Source organism: Wolbachia endosymbiont (group A) of Lasioglossum morio, from assembly GCF_947250585.1.
In the GTDB taxonomy this organism is placed as follows: domain Bacteria; phylum Pseudomonadota; class Alphaproteobacteria; order Rickettsiales; family Anaplasmataceae; genus Wolbachia; species Wolbachia pipientis.
The window spans coordinates 134,638-159,339 of the sequence record NZ_OX366327.1 but is presented as its reverse complement, the minus strand read 5'-3'; the positions used below and the strand labels follow the sequence as shown (position 1 = coordinate 159,339).

The following is a 24,702-nucleotide window of genomic DNA, read 5'->3' as shown; positions in this document are numbered from 1 at the left end:
TATAGCTAAGTAAAGATCAATGGACAAAAATTTAACTAAAAATAAAAAACCACTGGCAAACAAAGAGGATAAAAAAACACCTCCCGTTAAAGATCTTACTAAAAATAAGAGTAGGAGAGATTTTATAACATTAACTACATGCGCTATGGCAGGTATAGGAGCTGTAAGTGGGCTTTGGCCACTGGTTAAATCTATGAATCCTTCTGCTGAAGTTCTAGCAACTTCCACAGTGGAAGTGAATTTGTCTGGAATTCAGGAAGGACATGGAGTAAAAGTAAAGTGGCAAGGTAAACCAGTATTCATTCGTAGACGCACAAAGCAAGAAATTGAGGCTGCAAGAGCTGTGAATGTGAAGAGCTTGAGGGATCCTCAATTAGATGAGCAGAGAGTATACGAAGGAAAAGACGAATGGTTAATCATGATCGGAATATGTACACATCTTGGGTGTGTACCGGTTGACCACGCTACAAGAGATGGTAATGGTTGGTTCTGTCCTTGCCACGGTTCATATTATGATACATCAGGCCGAGTGATTGGGGGTCCTGCACCGAAAAATATGGCTGTACCTGATTATTTTTTTCCCAGTGAGAATGTTGTGGTAATTGGCAAGAAGGCTTAACGGAACTCGTTAAAAAAAACTCACAGGATCAACATCTATTATCACTGCAATACTCGAATTCAAGTTACAATTTTTAATCCAATATTTCAGCTTTTTTTGTATAGATAAACTGTGTTTATTGTGTATTTTTAATAATACCCTATGCCGATACTTATTATTTAAAAAATTTATTGCTGCTGGTGATGGGCCAAGAATTTCAAATTCCTTTTTGTCTACACCTACATTTTTTTCCTGGATACAAGTAGTTAAGCTACTTGGATAACAAAGAAGAGATTTTACTATTTCATTCGCTGCTTTTTGTGTTGCAATCTGATTCTTACCACAAATTATAAGCGCTATTAATCTGCTAAATGGTGGCATTTTGGCTTCGCGTCTTGACTTAAGTTCGATTTCATAAAATGAGTCTCTTTTTTGATGCAGCAATGCTTTTATTATTGAACTTTCAGGATTATTAGTTTGCACTATTACCATTCCTTTTTCATTAAACCTTCCTGATCTGCCTGCAACTTGGTGCAATAATTGATACGTCTTTTCCGCTGCTCTTAAATCAGAATTTTCGAGGCTCAAATCTGCATTTATTACTCCAACCAAAGTTAATTTGGGAAAATTGTGCCCCTTAGCAATTATCTGTGTGCCGATTATAATGTTCACCTCTTCCTTTAACACTAAATCAATGATGTTACTAACCGACTTCTGATCGCTGCTTATCATCGCAGTTTTTGCGTTTGGTATTAATTTCACCATTTCTTCAAGTAACCTTTCAATTCCTATGCCGTAGAGGGACAATGGCTGTTCACTTTGGCAATCAGAGCATTTTTCTGGAAGTTTCAATTGATAAGAGCAGTGGTGGCACAAAAGAGCATTTTTTTTCTTGTGATATGTAAGCCAAACAGCACAATTTAAGCAGGAAATTTTATATCCACACTTTTTACAAATTGCCAGTTGTGCATACCCTCTGCGGTTTAGAAAAAGCATAACCTGCTGTTTTTTCTCTATGGTTTGTTTAATGCTTTCAAAAAGCTCATCGGAGATCCATTGCTTGTTGTTCCTCATATCTACTACTTTAATGAGTGGCAATTCTGCACCACCGAATCGCTTGGTTAGCTTTACATGATTGTAATTCCCGTTTTTAACATGATGAATCGTTTCAAGCAGTGGAGTAGCTGATGATAAAATAATCGGAATATTTTCAAATTTGGCTAAGATTATCGCCATATCTCGAGCATTATATATAATTCCCTGTTCTTGTTTAAAAGATGAGTCGTGCTCTTCATCAACGATAATCAATTTTAGGTTTTTATAAGGCAAAAAAAGCGCTGACCGTGCACCAATAATTATCTGCGCATTTCCATTTGCTATATTGAGCCAATTATTCCGGCGAGTTTTTGGAGTGAGCCCTGAGTGCCATTCAACTAAGTTTTTTGATATCTGACCGCGAACACGATTTACCAATTGTGAAGTTAAAACAATTTCAGGTAGGAGGATTAAAATTTGTGTATTACCTTCTCCTGATGTCATTTCAACATATTCTGGTGTCATACTAGTACGTGGCAAAGACGGTATGCTAAATGTTACAGTGGGTTTTGCCTTGAGTATAAAGGTGTCATTCCAGTGCTTGACACTGGAATCCAGGAATTTTGATTGTAAATTAGGTATTGGTTTTAAGTTAAAATAAACATTTGTAATGAGGTTATATGAAAAACTGGATCCCAGTGTCAGGCTACTCGGATGACACCCTCTTGGTAGACCCAAATCACAATGTTCGTACAGTTGTGTCTCTGGGCACTGGGATGGTAAAGTCTGAGCAGCATTTGGAACGGCAGTGTAATTCTTAATCAATTGTGCAATCACAGAGAGATAAACTTCCGTTTTTCCAGATCCTGTCTCACCGTCAAGCAAAGTCACTGAATACTCGTTCAAATTGCTGATTATTTTATCACTAGCTATCTGCTGTTCAGGGCTTAATTGGCAACTTATTTCACTTGTTTCCTGCTTTTGTTCAACACAAACCAATTTATCTATGTGATTTACTTTTAACACTCCTCCCATTATCACTTTGGCAAGCATACCAATAGGTATTAAATTGTATTGTGCAACCCACTCTGCAAATGCAATCAATTTTGGTCTAATATTTGGTAAATCGATTTTTTGCTCAATAAATTTTAATTCTCGGTTACTTTTATCACTGTATTTCCAAACTATTCCGATTAAGCGTTTTTTGCCAAATGGCACCACTACGTAATCTCCAAGTAAAATCTCAGTATTTTCCTCAATTGCATATGAAAATAACTGATCAATTGGAAGTGATAGTAATACGTCAACTGTTTTTGCCATAGTGATTGAGTTTAACATTGTTTTAAAGAGCTTGTAACTTTATTAAGCTTGGCAATATAGATGAATCGGTACAGAGAAAATCTTAACGTTTAACACATTTTTCATAGTACAGACCGTATGATTGATAAATAAAATGATTTATAGAATTTGTGGAGGCTACCAATGGTCAACGACAAGATTACTTTGAACTTTGAAATAGAAAAAGGCGAACCTATAGATCGATACTACTTTTCTGCACATATAAAGCTTACAGATGAAAGCAAAAATCTTTTGCGCGAGAAGCTTGGCAGTACAATTCAATTCGATAATCTAGATGATCACTTCAATCTTAACCATGAGAATTTTTATATCTACTACAACAAATATAGTGAGCACAATGGTAGAAGTGAGCTACACGTTAGGGATGATAACGGTAAATATTTAACCTCCAATCTTCCACTTAATTACTATGGATTCTCAATGGAACTATCACCTGACGGAGCGTCAATTGCAGATTATGGTTTTTATCCTCTGTATGCAATCTATAACCCAAATCACTATGATAAAGCAAAGGAAAAAGTATTTGATGATCACGGTGAATTGTCACCAATTGCATCAAATGTGTTAGATAATTTTTTAAGCAACACAAATAGCTTAACCACACAAGATATATCACAAAATGTATTCTCACAACTGCAGAAGAAAGCTGATGAAGAAGCAGAAAGATTGGCAAGAGAGAGAGAAGCAGAAAGACAAAGGGAGGAAGAGTTAAATGAAAAGAACGAGGAGTTAAAAGAACTTGTAGAAAAGGATGAGATTAAAATATTCAAAGTGGTAAAAGGTAATGATTTAGGTAATGGGCATTCAGCAGTAGTTTTACAACTTGATGGGGAAGAAGGTGACAAGATACCTCTCGACTCTAGTAAATACTACATAGCAGAGTATAGACACCACCCAGAATGGGAAGGCGATGAATATTTAAATTTTGTTAGCCCTGATAGTGATATGCTGGTTAATTATGAAAACTTATTTTTTGTGCTCAATCAAAGCTCCTACTCAGACTTTGAAAGTGGGTTTTATTCAGAAAACAGAACCGATCCCCATAATTATGCTAAATATTCAAAGGAACCATATTTGAGTGGTGACCAGCTATCTGAAAAATTATCTAATGAATTGGAGGAAGATAGCAATCAGATAGGTACTGAATTTACAATTGATGATGAGCAAGTAGACGAAGAAGTTGTGGTAGAGAGTGAAGCCAAGTCTGGGGAGAAAGGAACGGTTGGTGAGGATAACGCAAAAAATACTATACAGGAAGAAGAATCTAACTATATAGATCAAATGCAAGCGGATGATAGCAGCAGTTATAAACCAGCTTTGCAAAGCAATCGTGATGATTATGCTGATACGAAAAAAGCTCTGCAGGAAAAATTGCATGGAGATGAAATACACAAGCAAAGTAATGAGAAAGCTCAAAAAGATATAGAAGTAAAAAAAGTAACTGTGGAAACTGACAGTAGCAGTAATAAGACTGAAAAACAAACAAAACCAACAGAAGATGAACAAGAAACTGTTATGGCAAGTGTGATAGAAAATATGGATAAAAATTCTGATATTGAAGCAGAAACTTCTAACAGTGTTGCAAATTCACAACATCCCTTAAAAATAAAAACAGGAAGTCCTCTTGAAGTGGGAAAGTATAAGGTGGAGCTGCAAGTGACATATGATGATGTAAAGAATTTTTATGATACCGTACGTGGTAAATATCATGCTGGCGATGGATATAACTACGAACAAGTAATGGTTTTATATAATGAAATTGTTAGGCCCGCTCACAATCATCATTACGAGCTGTTTACTCTTGATGAAGCACATGTTGCTAATGATCACCTGTTTATCAAGGGTCAGGATTTTGGAACTCTAAATGATTTTAATGAGATGTTCTATAAAAGTGATGAGTTAATGTGATGTAAAAAGCAAGATTCAATCTGGTGAACGAGAGTTAACTGACAGAGGAGATTGACACGTATGCCTTTATCTTTAAGATTGTTTATCAAGTATAGACATCAGCTCGCCCCATTCTCTTTTACCAATATTACTTTCTTCTCTAGTAACGTTTTCCCCTTTAATTAATTTGCGAATTATTTCTAGACCAGTTCTTGAAATACAGGCTGATTCTAGGCAATATTCAACAAAGGCATTGTAGGCCAGTGGAACCCATTTTTTTATTATATCCAGCATAACTTCTGCATAAACTCTGATTTCATATTGGGCATGCTTATCAGCTCTAAGCTTCAAAAAATGAAGGAGATTATGCAGATCTATTTTCCAATAAAATTGCGTGTAGTAATTAAGCATTAGGTTAGTTCTGGCAATTTCTCTTGCAAGCCCCTGCTCAATAAATTTTTCATAATGAGAATATACTAAATTAGAGTCATTTGTTAGAGAATCTATTATTTCCTTTGAGGTATCTGGATCAAAAGCTTCCCCGCTACCTTGTTTATTATTGTCAGATTGTTTTGCAACTTGTTCTGGTTTAGGTGTATAAAATTCATTATCAAGTATTGAATACCTTGCTGAATATTCATTCACATTTGCAGTTCTATGCCTTATCCATTGCCTTGCAACAAAAATTGGAAGTTTCACGTGAAACTTAATTTCACACATTTCAAATGGAGTTGTATGATGATGTCTCATTAAATACTTTATAAGTGCTTCATCCTGACTTATCTGTTTTGTTCCCTTGCCATAAGAAACACGAGCAGCTTGAACTATAGCGCTATCAGAGCCCATATAATCCACTACTCGAATAAATCCATGGTCTAATACCTTATGTTCTTCATATAAGATTGCATCTATTTCTTTTACTATAGTTCGTTTGGTTGCTTCATTCATAAAATATCCTCAAGACGAAATGGAGATATCAGCTCCACATGAATTGAGTTTTTCATGCATTGCTTCATATCCTCTCCATAAATGATGTGAATTGTTTATTATAGTTTCTCCACCGGCTACCAAAGAAGCAAGCACCAAAGCTGCTGTTGATCTTAAGTCAGTAGCATATAGATTAGCTCCAGATAAGCTTTTTATTCCACTTATAGTAGCTTTGCTTTTCTCGATGCTGATATTAGCACCTAACTTTCTCAATTCATCTGCATGTGTAAATCTGTTTTCAAAAATGTTCTCTTCAATTACTGATATCCCATCAGCGATGCACATTGCAGACATCAGTTGTGGTTGCATATCACTGGGAAAATTGGGATATGGATCTGTCGCAACGTTAGCAGACTTAATAGAGCCATTTTTTCTGGAAATAACAATGCCTCCATCATACAGTTCAACCATAGCTCCTATAGTCTCCAACTCATTTGTAATACACCTTATATCAGATAGATTTATTCCTTCCAACTCCAACTTACCACCGGTTATTATAGCAGCTAGTGCATAGGTGCCTGCTTCTATGCGATCTGGTATTATTTTATGAACACATCCATTTAGTGCTTCAACTCCTGTTATTATGACCTTTGTATTATCAATTTCAATATCAGCACCCATTTTCTTCAGAAAATCTATTAAATCAAGAACTTCCGGCTCAGTTGCAGCATTGTTTATTGTTGTCACTCCTTCTGCAAATGTTGCTGCCATTATTACATTTTCTGTTGCGCCAACACTTATTTTCTCAAATGTGATTTCTTTTCCTTGTAGCTTTCCTTTCACTGTTGCAATTATATTATAGCCGTCAATTTCAATTTTAGCTCCCATTTCTTCTAATGCTTTAATATGCATATCAACGGGACGCTTTCCAATGTTGCATCCACCAGGAAATGCTGTTCTCGCTTTGCCAAATCTGCTAAGCATTGGACCCAATATTAGAAAAGAAGTTCTTAGCTTACTTGCGGTTTTATATGGCATCACGTGATTGTTGATATTGCTGCAGTCAATTTTCAAAGTATGGTTCGCTTTATAATTTTTATTGTGCATAAAGTTCACTTCTGCTCCAAGACTTTCAAGCAACTTAGACATTAGATGCACATCAATTAAATCAGGTACATTATGCAAAATTACCGGGGAGCTACTTAATAGACTTGCTGCCATTATTGGTAAAACAGCATTTTTTGAGCCATTAATCTTGATTTTTCCGACCAAAGGTTTGTAGTTATTTCTTATTAATATCTTGTGCATTTAATGAGATATAAAGTATAATTCATTAGTTTATTGAAGTCTTACTAAGTATAATAGATTGACCGTAAAAGGCAAAATTTGCTTTTTCTTCCTCATCATCCCAGTGTCATGCTACCTGCATGACACCTGATGCGAATTGCCCCCGAAATTTTATACTATGAATTACTCAAATGACGCTCTCGAGCTTTATCAAACCAAATAACACCAATTGCAACAATGAAATAACCAGCTGCTCCTAATGTAAGGCGAATTACTGCATCGAAAGTTGACAGAGGAGGAGACGGCATTAGAATGCTCAAAACACTATACACAAGATTATTTGTTGCATGAGCAATAGTTACTGGCCAAATCGAGTTGTCTTTTTCAAACAACCAGGTAAACATTATAGACATTGCACAAATATAAAGGGTATAAGCACAAATAGTCGGGAATGTAAAGCCATCCTTCCACAAAGCTGAGCCAGCAACCACATAAGTTGGTATGTGCCATACTGACCAAATAATACCGACAATAATTGCTCTGATATAAAAATTTGATATTTTGCTTTTAAGATTTTTCAAAAGATAGCCACGCCAACCGATCTCTTCACCAAGAGACATAATGATCCACATCACAAAGGTTGATAATAAAACAAATAACATCACTAATGGACTCAAAACTGCACTCAAATCCTTTACACGGTCTAACGTAAAAGACTCTCGGAAAAATGAAAAACCGCAGTAAATTGACAAAAGACCATTGGAAATTAGCATACTTACCAGAATAAGTATAAACCCTAATAGACAGTTTTTTGGCGAACTAAGTTTAAAAAGATCCCTTACCTTCTGTTTATTATAAATGGTTAGCAAAATTGCAACTGAAGCCGGAACAAATGTTGTTAATAATGTTATGTCTTTGAAAGGTAAGCACCAAGCTATAATGCACGTCAAAAAATATGTAATTACAACAAATAATGTACAATTAATAGTGGTTAAATTCATGCATACGCCCATCAATTCCTTTTCTGCATTATTGATCTTTATTCATAAATTGTCAATAAAATACTTCTTCAGGGATGAATAGAATATTTTTTCTTTTTGAATTGCTATTGATAGTTTAATTTTTATATGTATTCCATTTCACAACCGTTTGTCATCCCAGTGTCACGTGCTGGGATGACAGTAGGAGAGCTGCTTGCATGACAAGAGGAGGGTACTGGAATGACAAGAGGAAGACACTGGGGTGACATCAACTAAACTTGTCCAAATATGAGCGATGCATTAGTGCCACCAAAACCAAACGAATTAGAAAGTGCATATTGAATTTTATGCTCCTGAGCTTTAAACGGTACAAAATTTAAATCACATCCTTCTGAAGGCTTGTGTAAATTTAAGGTTGGTGGAATAATCCCATTATTTAATGCAAGAATACTGAATATTGCCTCAACGCTTCCTGCAGCACCAAGCAAGTGCCCTGTAGAGGATTTAGTTGAAGAAACGGGTATTTTATAAGCGTAATCGCCGAACAACTTTTTCATTGCTATCACTTCGATTTTATCTCCAAGTGGTGTTGAAGTTCCATGTGCATTGATATACCCTACTTGATTGGGATTAATTTGTGCACTATGAAGAGCAAGTTGCATTGCTTTAAATGCGCCTCTTCCTTCTGGATGCGGTGCAGTGATGTGGTGTGCGTCTCCTGTGAGTCCATATCCATTCAGTTCAGCATATATTTTTGCTCCCCTTTTTTTTGCATGTTCGTATTCTTCCAACACCAATATACCTGCTCCTTCACCCATAACAAAACCATCGCGTTCTGCATCCCATGGTCTGGAAGCTTCTTTGGGTTTATCATTGAATTTAGTTGATAACGCTTTCATAGATGCAAAACCTGCAATTCCAACTCTACACAGTGCACTTTCTGCTCCACCTGCAATCATCACATCCGCTTCACCAAGTTTTATAGTTCTTGCTGAGTTTATGATTGCATGCGCACCTGTTGCACATGCGGTTACTGCTGAATCGTTTGGACCTGTAAATTCGTATTTAATAGAAATATGGCCAGATATCAAATTTATTAGACTTGCAGGGACAAAAAATGGACTGACACGTCTGGGCCCTTTTTCCTGCATGGTAATAACATTTTCCTGAATTGACGGAAGACCACCTATACCAGAGCCAATAGTCACACCAACACGTTCCCGATTGATATTTTGGCTTTCCAAAATTAATGAATCATCTACTGCCTGAATAGCTGCTGCAATACCGTAATGGATAAAACGATCTGTCCTTTTTGAGTCTTTCTCAGAAATATAATCTAGTGGATTGAAATGGTGCTCAATGTTGTCTGATTGCAACGGCACCTGCCCTGCAATTTTGCAAGCAAGATCAGAAGAGTCAAATCTATCCGTATTGATTGCTTTTATGCCGGATTCACCTTTTATTAGCCTTAACCAAGTGTTGTCAACATCTGCTGCTAGTGGAGTGATTAAACCAACACCAGTGACTACTACTCTTCTGCTCATTTAACACTAACTATTAGCCTTTTTTATTATTAATGTACTCAACTATTTGCTCCATAGTTTCCATTTTTTGTGCGTCTTCATCTGGAATTTCTATCCCGAACTCTTCTTCTGCCGCCATGATGATTTCAACTGCATCTAAACTGTCTGTACCATGCTCCGAAAGCTTTGAAGAGCTGTTGAATTTCTCTACATCCTTACTAATGTGCTCTAGTATAATCTTTTTCACTTTTTCTTCTATGTCTTCTCTAGTGCTCTTTGCTAGTTCGCTATTCACATTTCTTACCAAAAAAATAACCTATTCTTTGATGTTATAAAAAATTTTTATGTTTGCAATATCTTTTATAACTGGTAAACTACAGCAAAGTTTTCTACTGCCCTAGCTGGCTAGCGTTACGTGCTAAACAATTAACAATTCAAAAATGCTAGACGAAACAACAAAAAATTTGCTTATTGTAGAAGTAAACAAACTCTTACCCGAAAATAGCGAGAATAAGCTTATATCAGCTATGCGTTATATACTCCTTGCTCCTGCAAAACATATACGCTCCTTTTTAGTCATAGCTTCATCGCAAGTGTTTAACGCGGAAGCTAAAAAAGTAATATCAGTTGCTGCAGCAATTGAATTTGTTCATGCTTACTCTCTAATTCACGATGATTTACCGTGCATGGACAACAGTGATACTCGCAGAAGCCAGCTAAGCTGCCATAAAAAATTTGATGAAGCAACAGCAGTGCTTGCCGGAGATGCACTACTTACTCTGGCTTTTGAGGTATTATCTTCGTTAAATGAGAAACGCTGTGAGATCATAAAAGTGCTCTCTCAAGCAATAGGAATTAGGGGAATGGTGGGAGGACAGGCTTTAGATATTGACACAGATTTTAACAAAATAAAAGAAATTCATTTGATGAAAACCGCAAAACTATTTGCAGCTTCATGTGAAATAGGTGCTATAATAGGGGGTGCTACAGATGAACAACGGAGAGCGTTATATAACTTCGGGATAAACCTAGGGCTTATCTTTCAAGCTAAGGATGATATTGAAGACTACGAACAAGATAAAACAAATAACCTAATGTCTGTGCTTGGTAAAAGTGAAGTAGAGGACTATATAGACGGCCTCTTTAAACAAGGCTTGGATAATTTGAGTGCGCTTTCAGGGGATACTAATTATTTATATGATTTATTGAATCAAGTAAAGAAAGATGGTTAGAAAAATTATATTACAAATGCTTATTTCCGTAGTAATGATTCTCACTTTAACTTCTGCTTTTGTGTTTACTATTGTCTATATAAACAAAGGTAAACCGGAAAAAAAGGACAAGCTTTATGAGATAAATGCCACGCATGGTGGTTTGATACAGACGATAGCATATTACCTAGTGAAGCCAATACTTGAATCAGCACTTGACCGCTATATTGAAAAGCATGGGCTAACAGAATATTTAGAAGAAATGACGCAGCAAAAAGAAGAGGATTCGATAAATTTTTATGAAATTACTGAAGGCAGTGGCAGCAAGGCTTTTTGTGGCCTGGAAGTCCTATTGCAAATATATAAAATTTCTAATAATAACTCAGCAACACTCCCTAGCAAAGTTTCTGATGTTACTTTGAAAATAGGTCAAGATGACCTAAAAGAAGTGAGTTTAGGGGCAATAGGTATGAAAGAAGGCGGAGAGCGTGTAGTTACTATTGCCAATGAGAACAAAATGAATTTTAATTCTTATTACGTCAAACTGATCGAAGTAAAGGATAAATATCCCGACTCAGTAAATAATCTGATGGTTTTTAATGACTTAATTAACAAGACTGGAAAACAAGTAAGGTGCGGTAATGAGATATCGGTTAAATATAGCGTAAAGGAGCATAATGGGGAATATATAGTCAAAGATCAAACAGTGCAATTTAGGGTTGGCGATAAAAAAATACCACTTGCTATAGAGCTTGGAGTTGTGGGAATGAGAGCTGGTAATAAAAGAACTATTCTTTCTCCGCCTGACCTTTTGACTATTACTGACGATATGTTAATAAAAGACATAGATTATGATGAAGAAAATATCTCAATAATTGACTTAAGCTTAGATGTTAAGCAAGAGGTCGCAGCACACCATTCTACTGTTGAAAAACAGCCTAAAGAATATAGCTGAAATTTTAGGTCTACTGGCTAATCTTCTGAACACTCTCTATACTACTTAAAGTAGGCTTTTCGTTTTTCCTAAAGTATAAACTTAGATAAATCAAGCTGCTTCGAAATTGACTCAAGTTTATCTTTTACATACTTGCTGTCTATAATGAATTTTTCGCTATTTTTCTCAGAAGCAATGAAACTTATTTCATCTAAAAGCTTCTCCATGACAGTGTGAAGCCTTCTTGCGCCTATATTTTCCACTTGCCTATTAACTGTAAACGCTATTTCAGCTATGGTTTTTATACCATCATCAGTGAACTCAAGTGTCACATTTTCTGTTTTCATTAAAGCTATGTACTGCTTTAACAAACTAGATTCTGGTTCCTTTAATATTCTTATTAAATCCTCTTGAGTAAGTGCCTTAAGTTCTACCCTGATCGGTAATCTGCCCTGCAATTCCGGTAAGAGGTCAGATGGTTTAGACTGATGAAAAGCACCAGATGCAATAAATAATATATAGTCTGTTTTTACATGGCCATACTTAGTTGTAACAGTTGTTCCTTCAAGTAATGGTAACAGATCGCGTTGCACTCCTTCTCTGTTTACTTCACCTTTTACTTCTGTACGCGCTGCAATTTTGTCTATTTCATCCAAAAATACTATACCGTCATTACTAACAAGATCAATGGCTTCTTTGATTATCTTATCTTCATCCATTAGCCTTTCACTTTCTTCATTAATTAATATTTCACGCGCTTCTTTTACCTTCACCGTAATAGTTTTTGTTTTTTTGCTCCCGTTAAACATCTTGCCCATTATTTCTGTTACATTCATCACACCAACTTGCCCACCTGGCATGCCTGGTATATCGAAAGTAGGTAACATACTCTTGCTCTCTCTGACGTTAATAGAAACTTCTCCGTCCTCAAACTCTTTATTCCTCAACCTTTCTCTAAAAATTTTTTTACTCTCTTCGGTTGCATTTTCGCCTACCATAGAGTTTACTATTGTTTTCTCAGCTAAAATTAAAGCCTTTTTAGCTAAGGCTTTACGGGCTTTCTCTTTAACTAAAACTATTGCTGCATCAACTAAATCGCGTATTATCGAATCAACGTCACGTCCAACGTACCCTATTTCAGTAAACTTCGTTGCCTCAATTTTTATGAACGGTGCACCGGCAAGTTTTGCTAAGCGACGAGCTATTTCAGTTTTACCAACCCCTGTATGACCGATCATCAATATATTCTTAGGTATGATTTCATCACGCAATGGAAATGGAACCTGATTGCGACGCCAACGATTTCTGAGCGCAATAGCAACAGCACGCTTTGCATCATCCTGTCCGATTATGAATCTGTCCAATTCTTTAACTATCTTCTGTGGTGGCAGGTCATCTAACAAAACTTGAGTGCTGTCATTAACTTGAACATCGCTGTCATTTGAATCAAAACCACTCTTAGTATCTTTATAGAGGTTATCTTTTTCATCGTAGGTGTCACTACTACAAGACCGCCCTTCTGAAAGGGTTATGGACTGATTGGAAAAATTGGTGCATAAAGTTTTTTGCTTGGAAGACATATCACTCCTCTATCTTTTCAATAACTACATTATGATTTGTATAAACACATATATCGCCAGCTATCTTCATAGCCTTTTTCGCAATTTCCTCTATTGATATTCCTTTAATGTCAATTAAAGCTCTTGCTGCAGATAGAGCAAAATTTCCCCCAGAGCCAATAGCTGCGACTCCATCTTCAGGTTCAAGAACATCACCTGTTCCCGTAATTACTAATGAAATAGATTTATCTGCAACGATCATCATAGCTTCTAATTTCCTCAGATATTTATCCATTCTCCAGTCTTTTGCAAGTTCAACACATGCTCTCATTAATTGCCCTGGGTGCTTGTCAAGTTTAGATTCTAATCTTTCAAAAAGAGTAAATGCGTCGGCTGTTGCCCCGGCAAATCCAGCAATTACGGAATCACCAGAAAGACGCCTAACTTTTTTTGCTCCAGATTTTATAACAGTGTGGCCCAGTGAAACTTGTCCGTCACCTATTACTACTACACTTTTATCTTTTCTAATTGATAATATAGTAGTGCCATACATTTTATTGTTATCGTGTTGAATCATTTTTCTATCACTTTAAATAAGAATCTCATTATACTTTAATCTTTAGTCAAATTTACTAAATATGTTCAACTATAGCTTATAATATAATACCTTCCTTATAACATTTAAAGTGCAGATGCAAAACATAATTCACCCAGATTTGGAAAAAAGTATAAATAATTGGTTCGAAGCAAAATTTAATGGCCTTACATCGCCATTTTATAGCTCTATAGATCTTAGAAACTCTGGCTATAAAATCGTTCCAGTAGACGCTAATTTATTTCCTGCGGGGTTCAATAACTTAAGTGAAGAATCAAGAACGATGGCAGCAAGATTGATAAAAAGCTATTTTAAAAGACATCAATACAAAAAGGTTCTTATAATACCGGAAAATTATACACGCAATAAAATGTATATAGAAAACGTATTTGTTATAGAGAAAATACTACAACTCGCAGGTTTTGAGACTAGAATTGGCCTTTTATATAATGAAGTATACAATTTAATAGAACAGTATGAAACTGTTGTGAAAGAAAACTCTCTGCTAAAGACAACTTCAGGATTTGTGCCTGATGTTATTATACTGAACCGTGATATGACGAGCCACATTCCAGACACGCTGAAAGACGTAAAGCAAGATATAGTACCAAGCCCACTATACGGTTGGCATAGCAGGCAGAAATTTAAGTATTTTGAAATCTATCAAGAATTAGCATCTGAGTTTTGTGGCAAATTTAAAATAGACCCATGGCTAATTTCTGTGCTTACAGAGAGCTGTGATGGAGTTGATTTTGATGATGATTTGTCACTAGGAGCAGTAGCAACTAAAGTTGACCAAATATTATCTCTAGTGCAAAAAAAATATGAGGAATATGAAATAAAAACACAACCTTACGTTTTTATCAAAGCAAGCAATGGCACATATGGGATGGGCATTATAACAGCAACAAGTGGAGAGGAAATATTAAACCTCAATAAAAAAAAGCGTCATAAAATGAAAAAGATAAAAGAAGGAATAGCAATCAATAGCGTTATTATACAAGAAGGTGTACCAACCATTGACATGTTTAAAAGCAGTTCTGCAGAACCGCTAATATACTATATAGGAGATACTCCAACATGTTACTTATACCGATGTAATAGCAGAAAAGATGTATATTCTAGCTTGAATGCCACTGACTGTGAGTTTCATGATGTTAGCCAGGTTGTAGAAGGTAAAATTCTATCACTTTGGAGTATTGTTAGCAAATTAGCAGTACTAGCGTTGGCAGTAGAAATAAAATCTTTTCATCCCTAATTCTTATACCTCTACAGTGCTGTCATTAGAATGACCGTTTATATTATGAACATCATCAAGTTCAGTGGAAGGATCATCATTGACAGGTTGTTGAAACAATTTGTCAAGCTGAACTGCAAGAAATACTGCACTATATATTATGCTGACTGTTACGCTTAAGTTGAAATTATAGATTATACCATTACCTAAGTTTATTGGTATAGTTGGAGTCTCTATCCTTCTTAATATGAAGTTTAATAAACCTAATGACAAAGTTAATGTGCTGATAATAAGGTCCTTCTTACACTCAGCAGACTTTTCAGGATCCTTATTATCTAGGTATTTTCTCCATGAATAATAGTAGCTTATAGGTTCCGAAATAAACAGAAATAGGATCGTTGATGTTAAGTGAATGTGACTTATTACGTCTGCATTACTCCTAGTAAAAAAATGGATGACTTTCAACATCATCAATGCTTCTATGATGCTGCTTGCAAGATTAGCCGATTTACCCACAATTTTTGCCAGCTCTTTTTTACTCTCAGGGTTTCTGTAATCCTTAATTAGATCCTGTAGAGTAAATGCAGAATGGGCAATGTATAGAATAGATGTCGGAAACTTTACTAGTCGAGCAACATTCCGTATAAGAAAGATATTGGATCTATTATTGTCAATGAACTCGCAGCAAAATTGCAGTGAAATCTTACACAATAGGGCTGTTAAACCTGTTGTGATGCAGATTACCTTCCTGAAATCATGATCATAAATATCATGCACCTTTTGTGCGAGTATGTTAGATTTCTTTTTTAGCTTGTTTGGCATGAAATAGTTAATAACTTCCTGTTATTCTATCACATAAAATCCTAAAAGAAAAGCCCTATGAATCAGGACTTTAAGGGAGATTTATGCACAAATCGGCTAAGCATTTTATAAACAAGGGATCGGTACTGAGAGTTGGCACACGAAAGTAATATCCATCCTTGATAATTGCTTTATATTCTATATCAAGTTCAACTAGAGTTTCTGAATGCTCAGAAACAAAAGATATAGGTGATAGAACTACAGGTACACCATCAGCTTTTGCGCGTAATAGCTCACTTTTAGTGCTTGGCTCTAGCCATTTTACAGGACCAATCTTACTCTGATAACATATTGACCAATCTAAGTTATTGATAGCTAACTTTTCTACTATTAACTCTACGCTTCTTTCTACCTGTGAAGCGTAAGGGTCGCCCTTTTTAATGATACTAAGAGGTAAGCTATGGGCTGAAAATAGGACTCTTGGTTTACCGATTTTTCTAGCCAATTTATAGTACTTAGCTATCAGATTAGTGTGAGCTTCAATAAAATCTTGGTTATCATAATAACGGTGAATCATTTTTGTATTGCATTTTAGGCCATACCGTTTAGCATTTTTTTGCCAATTCTCGATGGATGACAGAGTTGTGGTAGTTGAATATTGTGGATACAGTGGCAGCAGAATTACTTCGTCAGGATCAAACTGTTTTACACTTTCAATAACTTCGTCAGCAAATGGACGCCAATAGCGCATGCAGATGAATACCTTGTGTACATGGTTTCTATTTTCGTTTAATTTTAGTTCTAAAGCATTAGCTTGCATTTTTGTATTCTCTAGAATTGGCGATTTACCTCCAATTTCCTCGTATATTTTTCGTGCAGTATTTTCTCGTTTCGCAGATATAAACTTTGCTAAAAGAAACCGAAAGGGATTCGGTAGATTGATTATTCTCCTGTCATAAAAAAGGTTGAATAAAAAAGGACGGACCGCATTTAGTGAATCAGGCCCGCCAAGATTAAATAAGATAACTGCCTTTTTCACCTACGCACTACTACAACAAGTTACTTCTGGGGTGCCTATAAAATTAGCTACACACTCATCAAATTTAGTTATAGGCACTAAATTTCTTACACTGGCATACAATAAGTGGCCTGATCTCTTCAGGTTACTCTTGGTGGATGTGAAGTTCCAATCGAAAAATGTATCGACAAAAAGACTTGGTACCGTTTCAAGAAGTTCAACAGCAGCTAAAGATAGCATTATACAACTTTGCAGGACATTCAGAAGAACCTTGAGGGGAAAAAGTAAAACTTTAACGAAAAGAGAGGTGCTACTTGTTTCATCCAGTAGTCGCCCTGAGTTAGGCGAATTATACTCGGTGTGTTTTCTATTTTGATCAAAGATAGGAAATTTTATAGTATCTTTCTTAAATTCCGCGTCTATTTCTTTTCTACTATGGTTAGTGATTTTTTCCATTAACTTCTCACGCAGATGAAAAGTTCTGACAATAAAACATGTGGCAATCATTAAGGAAGCACATAAAAGTGCGCATTGCATGAGGCTCATACTGCCTAGCATAGCTGGCAGTGCAAAACAAACAAATGGCACTATGATAGCCATTTCAAGCAATGGAATAGTATTCCTTTTCATTGCAAAGGCAGCACCTTTTTTTAATTCTGTATTATGATGTGAACTATATTCCAAATAACTTAAAAAGGCCAAATTAAAAGTTAAAAATCCTTTTGTTCCACAAAAAAGTGATGACTTAAAGTTACTTACTAATTTTTTAGTAGTAGATTTAGCTTGTTTTTTAGTGGTAGGCTCAGCTTGTTTAGTAGTGTTATTTTTACAACATTCACCCATACAATACCTCCTTGATGGTTTATTCTTAACTATAAATAAAAAATCACTTTTATGAAATTAAAATTTATAATAAGATAAATCTATAAATATACTATTTTACTTAATATGAGGGAATAATATGGCAATTGAGAAGACACTTTCAATATTAAAACCTGATGCAGTAAAAAATAATATTACAGGCAATATAAATTCCTACATCGAACAATCTGGGCTGAAAATTACAGCACAAAAAATGATGTTACTAACAAAAAAACAAGCAGAGCTGTTTTATGAAATTCATAAAGATAGGCCTTTTTTTGGGGAATTGGTAGAGTTTATGACTTCTGGTCCTGTGATAGTTCAAGTTTTAGTTGGTGAAAATGCAGTAAGTAAATACAGACAAATCATGGGAGCTACCAATCCAAAGCAGGCAGATAAAGGCACAATCAGGGGTGATTTTGCTGATGATATTAGTGAAAATAGAGTCCACGGCTCGGATAGTCTAGAAAATGCTCGTAAGGAGATAGCTTTCTTTTTTGCTGAATGTGAGTTGGTGTAGTTAACTCAGATTGGCGTCATCCAAGTAGCTGACAACATAGAAACGAAAAAACTTACTTGACACCCTTCGCCAGCGCCCTTATCATGGTAGTGAAGCTATTGTATTTGCTTTCGCCAATCTGCAGATTAAAAGGTAAGGATTACTTAATGTATCGGCGTCTTATGTTCAATTTTTTGCAGTATATAGATACTGTATGTCTTTACAAAACTTCATCTACATCTAGATTTTTATCTAAATAAGCTGAACGCGCTTATAAAGCGTTACAAGACATCAAAAAATGCCAATACTCGACAGAGATAGTAAAAGACTAGCTAACTCGGGGATTCTTTGTCTTTTTTTCTGCTTAGTAAATTTCTTAAACATTTGCAGCGTAAGTTAGTTGCAATTAAAAGCGGCTGAATCTCGCTTGTCAAGCGTTTAAAACATAAAAAACGCCAATATTTTAAAGCGGATAATAACCCCAGGGCTTCTTTTGCCTTTTTTTTCATTTGGTAAATTTCTTAATATTTATAGCTAAAGTAATTTAAAAGTCCGTGAAGGGTGTCATGCCAGTGCTTGACACTGGCATCCAGTTTTCCATATAATCTCATCAAAAATGTTTATTTTCTAGCTACTTTTATACTTATCAACCCAGTATGCTTACTTACAATTAAAATTTCTGGATCCCAGTGTCTGGGCACTGGGATGACAGCTAGCCTGACAACCGTCATCCCGCTACGTGTTAGCGGCTAAGAGATACCGCGAATGAATCGCGGGATGACGGTTCGCGGCAGTATGACGTAGAGCTCACGTTAGCTATACTTTTATGCTTACAAACTTAATAAAATTCCTGGATCCCAGTGTCTGGGCACTGGGATGACAAAGGAGAGCTACTCGGATGATACCTTTTTCTACTTAGTTTGGGTTATGCAAGAAGTCTATTATAATCAGGCTTTAAGTGTGCGGAAGTAATTTTTTGCGTTAGAGTAAAAAATTTTTTCTATAGCTAATCAAAGTGGATCAAGAGAAACTTACCACTTTCTTTACAAAGGGTTTGATGTTACCATTTGACTACCTATTCTGAATTTATTGGATGAACATTAACATAAAAAATCTAGTTCATGCTTTCTCTAAATTGCCAAGTTTAGGGCCATCATCATCACGCAGGTTAGTTATACATTTACTCCAAAACAAAGAAAAAGTTATGCTACCACTTGCATCTTTGATTAAAGAGCTAGCAGATCTTATAATAGAGTGTGAAGTTTGCGGAAATCTAGATACTAAGTCACCTTGTTCTATTTGTACTAACCCAAAACGTGACACTAAGTTACTGTGTGTAGTAGAAGAATTAGGTGATCTATGGGCGTTTGAAAAAGGAAATATATATTCAGGTTTATACCATGTTTTGGGTGGCAGATTGTCTGCAATAAATGGCATAGGTCCAAAAGAACTCAACCTTGACACTATTCTGAAAAAAGTGACAGAGTCTAAAATTGAAGAGATAATTATCGCAATTAATCCGACATTAGAGGGCCAAGTTACTGCACAATATATAATTGAATTGCTAAAAAATTTGGATGTGAAAATATCACGCCTTGCTTGCGGCATACCAATGGGCGGAGAAATTGACTATCTTGATGAAGGAACGCTGAGGATAGCACTTACTTCAAGACAAGAATATGAGTTAAATATAAAATAAGACATGTGCTTAAAAAAACTTATATCGCTAATAACATTCAAAAAGAAAAAAATAGTGCCACCACTTAAAGTGGTGGCTTGGGAAAATGACCGCCTAAACTATAAGCAATTTTCAGGTAAATTCAACACTATAATTAAAACAATTGATCAGTCTTTTACAATAATATCTTTAGAAGGATATGATGGATGGGGCAAGACGTTTTTTTTGAAAGAATGGGTAAAAGAGTTAAAACAGCAAAATGAAATTGTAGCTTATTATAGTGCATGGGATATCAATGCATTGGACCAACCACTTCCTTCTTTTTTAAATTTTCTATTTGAAGATTTATTTGCATCGTATGAAGTAAAAAGAAGCGTTATACAACAGTTCAAGAACATAAACCAAGAGCTATTTTCTCTAAACACACTAGGAAAGCTGATCAGTAAATCTCCACTTGCTATGCTTTCAGTATTTCTTGATGCTGCAAAAGAGGCTGATAAAAAAGACATAGGTTTTGTCTTGAGTGAATTAAGTCTTCTCCAAAGAAGAAAAGAGAGTACTAGAGATTTTAAAACACAGTTAGCGGATGTGGTTAATAAAATCAGAAAAGACAAAAACATTTATATAATGGTGGATAATCTTGATGTGTGCCGTCCTAAATTCGTTGTCGATTTTTTGGAATCTATAAAGTATATGCTTGATGTGGAGGGGCTGGTTTTCATTATTTCTGTAAGTAAAGATAAGAGTAATGTACAAAGAGCAATCAGCACAATACTTGGACCAAATTTTGACCTAAAATCTTTTACTGATCTCTCTTTACATTTGCCAAAACAACCGATAGAAAAATTTACAAAAGAACTATTTGAAAATATTAAATTACCGAAAAAGTCAAAAAATTTGATTGTAGATAGTTTTATATTTTATGCAGAAAGCCTGTCACTATCGTTAAAAACAATAGAATACTGCGTAAAAAAAATAAAGCTGTGTCTTCTGAATCACACAAGAGAAGAATTACCTGATCCGAATTTGTTTTCATTTTTGGTAATACTGCAATCGATAAATATTGATATATATGAGGAATTAGGTTTTTCATATCAAAGAGCATTGGAAAAAATTGAAAATGAATATAAATCTTTAGTTCTAAATGGTCAAGAAGAATGGGAAAAACTTAAAACCTCTCTAGAAACTGCTTTTGCAGAGAGGGAGTCAAAAATTAACAAAGCTATAAAGGATATACTATTTTGAAAAGATACCCTACCTTTACATATACAAAGATAGGGTAACATTTGATTAACGCCCTTTTACTATGTCATTACCTTGTTCAAACTTTCTGATTAATTCGCTTACATTGACATTAGATAATTTTTTACCTGCAAATTTGTCATTATGTGAAGCATCAGGTTTACGAAGGTCTTCCTTACTGTTACTCCTAGTAATATTACATCTGACAATGTTTGAATTATTAGACTTACCGCTTACATCTGAAATATTGCTTTTTTCACTACATGAAGACGAATTACTCGACATATTGCCTAAGCTAAAGAGCTTTTTACCTTGATAGATTGGATTCCAATCAAGTGGATTATAAGTTTTTTTGCTAGTCTCAACCTTTTGGTTATTTTGCTGTTTAGGAGAAAAACCAAGTTTTTCTCTTTCTTTCTTGCTTAGCGTTTTGAGAAATTTTACGGTTTCTAATTCATCAGTTGCTTGTACTTTATGTAAATCAAAGCTTTTTTGATGGTTATCCTGCTTAACATTTTCCATCATTTTATCTTTTATTGTTCTATCCTCATCATCAGAAGTGCTGCTACTAATATCACTGATACCACTATCCCCTGAATTGCGGCGTTGTTTGTTAGGAGTGCTATGAATGTTGTCTTCCATGAGTTTTTGCATTGTTGGGCCAAATGTTCTTCCAAGATTGCTACTCACTGTTTTATTACTATCATTTGCTTGAGAATGAGGTACATTTCGCTCAAAAATTGCTTTTATTCCAGTAAATTTAGCTTGGGAAGATTTCGGAGGAACAGGTGGGGCAACCATGCCTTTTGAGTTAATCTTTCCTTCATTTTGAGGAAAAATTTTTGGATTATTTTTTTCTACTGTAGTATTCATTTTTTTACCTCTAAACCTATTAACTAATAAAAGTATAAACTTAGAGGTATTAATTTTGTAATAACAATGCTAATAGATTACCGCAGTTTCAATAAGCATCACCAGAGGATTCTCTATATAATGCTTAAAGGCATTTAAAAACTTTGCTCCGAGTGCCCCATCAACTGCTCTATGGTCAACAGAGAGCGTTACTGTCATTATTTCTGCTATTTCTATTTTCTCATTCATAACAATTGGTTGTTTTTTAGATGCACCAACTGCCATAATGCAAGATTGCGGCGGATTGATTATAGCACTGAAGGCTTTTATACCAAACATCCCTAAGTTGGAGATAGTAAACCCTCCTCCTTGAAACTCTTCAGGTTTCAATTTTCCAGATCTTGCTCTGCTTACTAAATCTTTCACTTCTTTTGATATAGATAAAATACCCTTTTTATCAGCATTTTTTACTATAGGAGTAATTAGCCCATCTTCAAGTGCCACAGCGATTGAAATATCTATATTTGAATATCTCAGTATTTTATTATCTATCCACGAAGAATTTATATCAGGAAATTTTTTCATGCTGAAAGCTGCAGCTTTTATGATTAGATCATTAATTGTTACTTTATTGTTTTCATCTGCTGAGTTAATCTCGTTTTTTAACGATATTAACTTATCAACCTGGCAATCTACAGTTAAATAAAAATGTGGAACATTCTGTTTTGATTCAGTCAGGCGCTGTGCTATCACTTGGCGCATGTTGCTTACTTCAACTATGGTATCTTTCTCAGGACTTTCAGTATGTATACCACTGCCTAAAAACTCCAACACATCAGCCTTAATTATGCGACCATATGGTCCTGTACCTTTTAATTGCTGCACATTAACCCCTTCATTTTGAGCTATTTTCTTAGCTAATGGGCTTATTTTTGTTCTACCTTCTGCATAACCCTCTGTCATCTGAGTAGCTGACACTGGGATCCATTCTTCTTTTCTAGATCCCAGTGTCAAGCACTGGGATGACATTGAGGGGTTGGATTCCAGCGTCACGCGCTGGAATGACACCGAAGAATGACTTATTGGCTTTCCGTTTAAATCTTGGTGTTCTGATTTTTGATTATCAACAGCACTTTTTGTCACTTCCTTTTTAACTGCACTATTGATGGAAGTTGAAGTATAGTTGTTAAGTGCACTTTCATCTTCTCCTTCTTCCAGCATTAAAGCTATTGGTTGATTTACAGACACGCCACTTGTTCCTTCTGTTACTAAAATTTTTGCTATGACTCCTTCATCTATAGATTCAAACTCCATTATGGCTTTATCAGTCTCTATCTCAGCAATTACGTCGCCTACTTCAACTTTGTCTTGTTCTTTTTTATGCCACTTTACAATTTTTCCTCCAGTTTTGCTCATTGTCGGTGAAAGAGCAGGCATTAATATTTCTATAGGCATTGATTTTGCATTTAAAGATCTATTCAATTTTTAATTTACTCTTTATCTTATGTCAACCTAATCGTGAATTATGATGAATAAGTCTGTTACACTATCCCTCACGTTATCCCAGTGCGTGACACTGGGATCTTGGTTCAGTACTATTATCCTATTGTTTTTATTATTTAGCCATAGCTTGTTTGCTAACAACTTTGTTTCAACCAAATCAAATAAGATCAACATGAGAACGGGGCCAGGGTTTCACTATCCTGTAAAATGGATATACACTTGCAAAAATCTGCCCCTGAAAGTGATAGAAGAGTTTGAGAGTTGGAAAAAGGTCTGCGATATAGATGAAGACTGCGGATGGATAAAAGGCAATCTTCTTAGTGATAAGCGCTACGCGATTGTAAAAGAAGATACTTATGGATATCAAAAACAGAGTGTAGACAGCAAGATTACTATGAAAATAGACAAGTTTGTTGTGATGAAGATAGAAAAATGCAACGAAGAATGGTGCTTTCTTTCCACCCCAAAACGCAAAGCATGGGTACAAAAAAAACATATATATGGAGTTGATTAGGTTGACAAAAGATCTGAATTAACACTAGTTTCCGGACCTTCTGTAGCATGCTTTTCATGTGAAGCAGAGGATGCACTGACTTCTTCATGCTCTGGAGACTGTACAGGGCTATCACAGAAACTTTTTAACATCTCCTCAGCAGATGAATCTAAAATTTGTACAATAGACTTTCCACTTTGTTCTTTTAGCGATTGATCCATTCTAGAAATCAACTCAGAAAACTCGCTACCTGATTTTTCAGCTTCATTTTTTATTTTACTTTCTATGCTTGCAATATTGCCTTGTTCAATTTCTTCTTTTGTTATGTTGAATGAATTTGCAACATCTTGATATCCAATCTTGCAATTTCCACAACCAATTATGCAAAAAGCAATAGAATTAGATATTTCGCTTGCAGCCCACTTATGTATAGCGTAAGCCAAATAATTGTCATGGTATTTAATGCTAAATTGTTGTTCTATTAACTCAGAAATTTTATTCTTTAGAGACATAAAGCACCCTCCTCTTACATTCGTTATACCTTTTTGTTAAGATACAGCAATTACACCATTTACTACATGCTTTACTTTAATTAATTATTAAAACAAGAGCATCATTTCCAG

At 35.3% G+C, this 24,702-nt stretch carries 26 protein-coding genes; 10 read left to right on the top strand and 16 right to left on the bottom strand.

The window, feature by feature from the left end; translation table 11 throughout:
* Nucleotides 1-19: 19 nt before the first annotated feature.
* A complete protein-coding gene (petA, locus tag OOK89_RS00810; RefSeq protein ID WP_264719066.1) occupies nucleotides 20-619 on the top strand; it encodes a ubiquinol-cytochrome c reductase iron-sulfur subunit in 600 nt (199 codons plus the stop codon).
* A gap of 9 nt (nucleotides 620-628) precedes the next feature.
* Here the strand turns inward: petA and priA are convergent, their stop codons facing one another.
* Complete coding sequence (gene priA / locus OOK89_RS00805; RefSeq protein ID WP_264719065.1) at nucleotides 629-2,971, bottom strand: replication restart helicase PriA; 2,343 nt, start codon at nucleotides 2,969-2,971, stop codon at nucleotides 629-631.
* Nucleotides 2,972-3,115: 144 nt separating this feature from the next.
* Here priA and OOK89_RS00800 point away from each other — a divergent pair, with 144 nt between their 5' ends.
* Nucleotides 3,116-4,900, top strand: a complete 1,785-nt coding sequence (locus OOK89_RS00800) for a hypothetical protein (protein WP_264719063.1) — start codon at nucleotides 3,116-3,118, stop codon at nucleotides 4,898-4,900.
* 72 nt (nucleotides 4,901-4,972) lie between these two features.
* On the opposite strand, the gene thyX is transcribed toward OOK89_RS00800, so the two are convergent.
* The 3 genes from thyX to OOK89_RS06570 form a co-directional block, all read right to left on the bottom strand.
* The gene (thyX, locus tag OOK89_RS00795) at nucleotides 4,973-5,827 is read right to left on the bottom strand and encodes an FAD-dependent thymidylate synthase (protein ID WP_015589436.1); all 855 of its coding nucleotides are present in this window, start codon (nucleotides 5,825-5,827) and stop codon (nucleotides 4,973-4,975) included.
* A gap of 9 nt (nucleotides 5,828-5,836) precedes the next feature.
* Entirely contained in the window at nucleotides 5,837-7,114 is a 1,278-nt protein-coding gene (gene murA / locus OOK89_RS00790; protein ID WP_006279833.1) for a UDP-N-acetylglucosamine 1-carboxyvinyltransferase, read from the bottom strand.
* 155 nt (nucleotides 7,115-7,269) lie between these two features.
* The gene (locus OOK89_RS06570; RefSeq protein ID WP_416635899.1) at nucleotides 7,270-8,043 is read right to left on the bottom strand and encodes a CPBP family intramembrane glutamic endopeptidase; all 774 of its coding nucleotides are present in this window, start codon (nucleotides 8,041-8,043) and stop codon (nucleotides 7,270-7,272) included.
* On the opposite strand from OOK89_RS06570, the gene OOK89_RS00780 reads away from it, so the two are divergent.
* Nucleotides 7,952-8,176 (top strand): hypothetical protein, encoded by a 225-nt coding sequence (locus tag OOK89_RS00780; RefSeq protein ID WP_010082031.1) that lies wholly within the window; start codon nucleotides 7,952-7,954, stop codon nucleotides 8,174-8,176. The genes OOK89_RS06570 and OOK89_RS00780 overlap by 92 nt on opposite strands.
* 40 nt (nucleotides 8,177-8,216) lie before the next feature.
* Here OOK89_RS00780 and OOK89_RS00775 read toward each other — a convergent pair whose 3' ends face one another.
* The 3 genes from OOK89_RS00775 to acpP are packed head-to-tail and all read right to left on the bottom strand — an operon-like array spanning nucleotide 8,217 to nucleotide 9,891.
* Entirely contained in the window at nucleotides 8,217-8,342 is a 126-nt protein-coding gene (locus OOK89_RS00775) for a hypothetical protein (RefSeq protein WP_255324783.1), read from the bottom strand.
* A gap of 3 nt (nucleotides 8,343-8,345) precedes the next feature.
* Nucleotides 8,346-9,617, bottom strand: coding sequence for a beta-ketoacyl-ACP synthase II (fabF, locus tag OOK89_RS00770; RefSeq protein ID WP_015589434.1), 1,272 nt, complete (start codon nucleotides 9,615-9,617; stop codon nucleotides 8,346-8,348).
* 13 nt (nucleotides 9,618-9,630) lie between these two features.
* A complete protein-coding gene (gene acpP, locus OOK89_RS00765) occupies nucleotides 9,631-9,891 on the bottom strand; it encodes an acyl carrier protein (RefSeq protein ID WP_006279836.1) in 261 nt (86 codons plus the stop codon).
* A 145-nt stretch (nucleotides 9,892-10,036) separates the two neighbouring features.
* Between acpP and OOK89_RS00760 the strand changes: the two genes are divergently transcribed.
* Both OOK89_RS00760 and OOK89_RS00755 read left to right on the top strand, forming a co-directional pair.
* The gene (locus OOK89_RS00760) at nucleotides 10,037-10,828 is read left to right on the top strand and encodes a polyprenyl synthetase family protein (RefSeq protein ID WP_264719061.1); all 792 of its coding nucleotides are present in this window, start codon (nucleotides 10,037-10,039) and stop codon (nucleotides 10,826-10,828) included.
* Nucleotides 10,821-11,762: an FKBP-type peptidyl-prolyl cis-trans isomerase gene (locus OOK89_RS00755; protein WP_264719059.1), complete on the top strand. Its 942-nt coding sequence runs from the start codon at nucleotides 10,821-10,823 to the stop codon at nucleotides 11,760-11,762. Before OOK89_RS00760 ends, OOK89_RS00755 begins: the two co-directional genes overlap by 8 nt.
* Nucleotides 11,763-11,830: 68 nt before the next feature.
* Here the strand turns inward: OOK89_RS00755 and hslU are convergent, their stop codons facing one another.
* Together hslU and hslV are read right to left on the bottom strand one after the other, a co-directional pair.
* Entirely contained in the window at nucleotides 11,831-13,321 is a 1,491-nt protein-coding gene (hslU, locus tag OOK89_RS00750) for an ATP-dependent protease ATPase subunit HslU (RefSeq protein ID WP_264719058.1), read from the bottom strand.
* Nucleotide 13,322: 1 nt separating this feature from the next.
* Nucleotides 13,323-13,877, bottom strand: a complete 555-nt coding sequence (hslV, locus tag OOK89_RS00745) for an ATP-dependent protease subunit HslV (RefSeq protein ID WP_006280198.1) — start codon at nucleotides 13,875-13,877, stop codon at nucleotides 13,323-13,325.
* A 115-nt stretch (nucleotides 13,878-13,992) separates the two neighbouring features.
* On the opposite strand from hslV, the gene gshA reads away from it, so the two are divergent.
* Nucleotides 13,993-15,153 carry a glutamate--cysteine ligase gene (gene gshA, locus OOK89_RS00740; RefSeq protein WP_151807649.1) on the top strand — a complete coding sequence of 387 codons (1,161 nt, stop codon included), beginning with the start codon at nucleotides 13,993-13,995 and terminating at the stop codon, nucleotides 15,151-15,153.
* A gap of 3 nt (nucleotides 15,154-15,156) precedes the next feature.
* On the opposite strand, the gene OOK89_RS00735 is transcribed toward gshA, so the two are convergent.
* From OOK89_RS00735 to OOK89_RS00725, 3 genes are all read right to left on the bottom strand, one after another.
* Nucleotides 15,157-15,954 carry a hypothetical protein gene (locus OOK89_RS00735; protein WP_264719057.1) on the bottom strand — a complete coding sequence of 266 codons (798 nt, stop codon included), beginning with the start codon at nucleotides 15,952-15,954 and terminating at the stop codon, nucleotides 15,157-15,159.
* A gap of 70 nt (nucleotides 15,955-16,024) precedes the next feature.
* Nucleotides 16,025-16,972: a ferrochelatase gene (hemH, locus tag OOK89_RS00730; protein WP_264719056.1), complete on the bottom strand. Its 948-nt coding sequence runs from the start codon at nucleotides 16,970-16,972 to the stop codon at nucleotides 16,025-16,027.
* Nucleotides 16,973-17,794 carry a hypothetical protein gene (locus tag OOK89_RS00725; protein WP_264719055.1) on the bottom strand — a complete coding sequence of 274 codons (822 nt, stop codon included), beginning with the start codon at nucleotides 17,792-17,794 and terminating at the stop codon, nucleotides 16,973-16,975.
* A 118-nt stretch (nucleotides 17,795-17,912) separates the two neighbouring features.
* Here OOK89_RS00725 and ndk point away from each other — a divergent pair, with 118 nt between their 5' ends.
* Nucleotides 17,913-18,332 (top strand): nucleoside-diphosphate kinase, encoded by a 420-nt coding sequence (gene ndk, locus OOK89_RS00720; RefSeq protein WP_174515674.1) that lies wholly within the window; start codon nucleotides 17,913-17,915, stop codon nucleotides 18,330-18,332.
* A 599-nt stretch (nucleotides 18,333-18,931) separates the two neighbouring features.
* Here the strand turns inward: ndk and OOK89_RS00715 are convergent.
* Entirely contained in the window at nucleotides 18,932-19,042 is a 111-nt protein-coding gene (locus tag OOK89_RS00715) for a WPE palindromic element domain-containing protein (RefSeq protein ID WP_080717651.1), read from the bottom strand.
* Nucleotides 19,043-19,410: 368 nt separating this feature from the next.
* Between OOK89_RS00715 and recR the strand changes: the two genes are divergently transcribed.
* Nucleotides 19,411-20,010, top strand: coding sequence for a recombination mediator RecR (recR, locus tag OOK89_RS00710; RefSeq protein ID WP_425383625.1), 600 nt, complete (start codon nucleotides 19,411-19,413; stop codon nucleotides 20,008-20,010).
* Between the two features lie 3 nt (nucleotides 20,011-20,013).
* Nucleotides 20,014-21,234 (top strand): KAP family P-loop NTPase fold protein, encoded by a 1,221-nt coding sequence (locus OOK89_RS00705; protein WP_264719054.1) that lies wholly within the window; start codon nucleotides 20,014-20,016, stop codon nucleotides 21,232-21,234.
* Nucleotides 21,235-21,279: 45 nt separating this feature from the next.
* Here the strand turns inward: OOK89_RS00705 and OOK89_RS00700 are convergent, their stop codons facing one another.
* Together OOK89_RS00700 and OOK89_RS00695 are read right to left on the bottom strand one after the other, a co-directional pair.
* Nucleotides 21,280-22,104: a hypothetical protein gene (locus OOK89_RS00700; RefSeq protein WP_151807644.1), complete on the bottom strand. Its 825-nt coding sequence runs from the start codon at nucleotides 22,102-22,104 to the stop codon at nucleotides 21,280-21,282.
* A 69-nt stretch (nucleotides 22,105-22,173) separates the two neighbouring features.
* Nucleotides 22,174-23,538 carry a pyruvate dehydrogenase complex dihydrolipoamide acetyltransferase gene (locus OOK89_RS00695; protein ID WP_264707396.1) on the bottom strand — a complete coding sequence of 455 codons (1,365 nt, stop codon included), beginning with the start codon at nucleotides 23,536-23,538 and terminating at the stop codon, nucleotides 22,174-22,176.
* Nucleotides 23,539-23,608: 70 nt separating this feature from the next.
* On the opposite strand from OOK89_RS00695, the gene OOK89_RS00690 reads away from it, so the two are divergent.
* Complete coding sequence (locus tag OOK89_RS00690) at nucleotides 23,609-24,100, top strand: SH3 domain-containing protein (protein WP_007551030.1); 492 nt, start codon at nucleotides 23,609-23,611, stop codon at nucleotides 24,098-24,100.
* Here the strand turns inward: OOK89_RS00690 and OOK89_RS00685 are convergent.
* Entirely contained in the window at nucleotides 24,097-24,591 is a 495-nt protein-coding gene (locus OOK89_RS00685; RefSeq protein WP_264719053.1) for a WBM0748 family T4SS-associated protein, read from the bottom strand. The two genes, OOK89_RS00690 and OOK89_RS00685, sit on opposite strands and share 4 nt — an antisense overlap.
* Nucleotides 24,592-24,702 lie beyond the last annotated feature (111 nt).

Bases quoted from the DNA above. Each gene is read 5' to 3' on its own strand.
- petA (WP_264719066.1), top strand. From the start codon at position 20: ATGGACAAAAATTTAACTAAAAATAAAAAACCACTGGCAAACAAAGAG.
- priA (WP_264719065.1), bottom strand. From the start codon at position 2,971: ATGTTAAACTCAATCACTATGGCAAAAACAGTTGACGTATTACTATCA.
- OOK89_RS00800 (WP_264719063.1), top strand. From the start codon at position 3,116: ATGGTCAACGACAAGATTACTTTGAACTTTGAAATAGAAAAAGGCGAA.
- thyX (WP_015589436.1), bottom strand. From the start codon at position 5,827: ATGAATGAAGCAACCAAACGAACTATAGTAAAAGAAATAGATGCAATC.
- murA (WP_006279833.1), bottom strand. From the start codon at position 7,114: ATGCACAAGATATTAATAAGAAATAACTACAAACCTTTGGTCGGAAAA.
- OOK89_RS00780 (WP_010082031.1), top strand. From the start codon at position 7,952: ATGGTTAGCAAAATTGCAACTGAAGCCGGAACAAATGTTGTTAATAAT.
- OOK89_RS00775 (WP_255324783.1), bottom strand. From the start codon at position 8,342: ATGTCACCCCAGTGTCTTCCTCTTGTCATTCCAGTACCCTCCTCTTGT.
- fabF (WP_015589434.1), bottom strand. From the start codon at position 9,617: ATGAGCAGAAGAGTAGTAGTCACTGGTGTTGGTTTAATCACTCCACTA.
- OOK89_RS00760 (WP_264719061.1), top strand. From the start codon at position 10,037: ATGCTAGACGAAACAACAAAAAATTTGCTTATTGTAGAAGTAAACAAA.
- OOK89_RS00755 (WP_264719059.1), top strand. From the start codon at position 10,821: ATGGTTAGAAAAATTATATTACAAATGCTTATTTCCGTAGTAATGATT.
- hslU (WP_264719058.1), bottom strand. From the start codon at position 13,321: ATGTCTTCCAAGCAAAAAACTTTATGCACCAATTTTTCCAATCAGTCC.
- hslV (WP_006280198.1), bottom strand. From the start codon at position 13,877: ATGATTCAACACGATAACAATAAAATGTATGGCACTACTATATTATCA.
- gshA (WP_151807649.1), top strand. From the start codon at position 13,993: ATGCAAAACATAATTCACCCAGATTTGGAAAAAAGTATAAATAATTGG.
- OOK89_RS00735 (WP_264719057.1), bottom strand. From the start codon at position 15,954: ATGCCAAACAAGCTAAAAAAGAAATCTAACATACTCGCACAAAAGGTG.
- OOK89_RS00725 (WP_264719055.1), bottom strand. From the start codon at position 17,794: ATGGGTGAATGTTGTAAAAATAACACTACTAAACAAGCTGAGCCTACC.
- ndk (WP_174515674.1), top strand. From the start codon at position 17,913: ATGGCAATTGAGAAGACACTTTCAATATTAAAACCTGATGCAGTAAAA.
- OOK89_RS00715 (WP_080717651.1), bottom strand. From the start codon at position 19,042: ATGACGGTTGTCAGGCTAGCTGTCATCCCAGTGCCCAGACACTGGGAT.
- OOK89_RS00705 (WP_264719054.1), top strand. From the start codon at position 20,014: ATGTGCTTAAAAAAACTTATATCGCTAATAACATTCAAAAAGAAAAAA.
- OOK89_RS00700 (WP_151807644.1), bottom strand. From the start codon at position 22,104: ATGAATACTACAGTAGAAAAAAATAATCCAAAAATTTTTCCTCAAAAT.
- OOK89_RS00695 (WP_264707396.1), bottom strand. From the start codon at position 23,538: ATGCCTATAGAAATATTAATGCCTGCTCTTTCACCGACAATGAGCAAA.
- OOK89_RS00690 (WP_007551030.1), top strand. From the start codon at position 23,609: ATGATGAATAAGTCTGTTACACTATCCCTCACGTTATCCCAGTGCGTG.
- OOK89_RS00685 (WP_264719053.1), bottom strand. From the start codon at position 24,591: ATGTCTCTAAAGAATAAAATTTCTGAGTTAATAGAACAACAATTTAGC.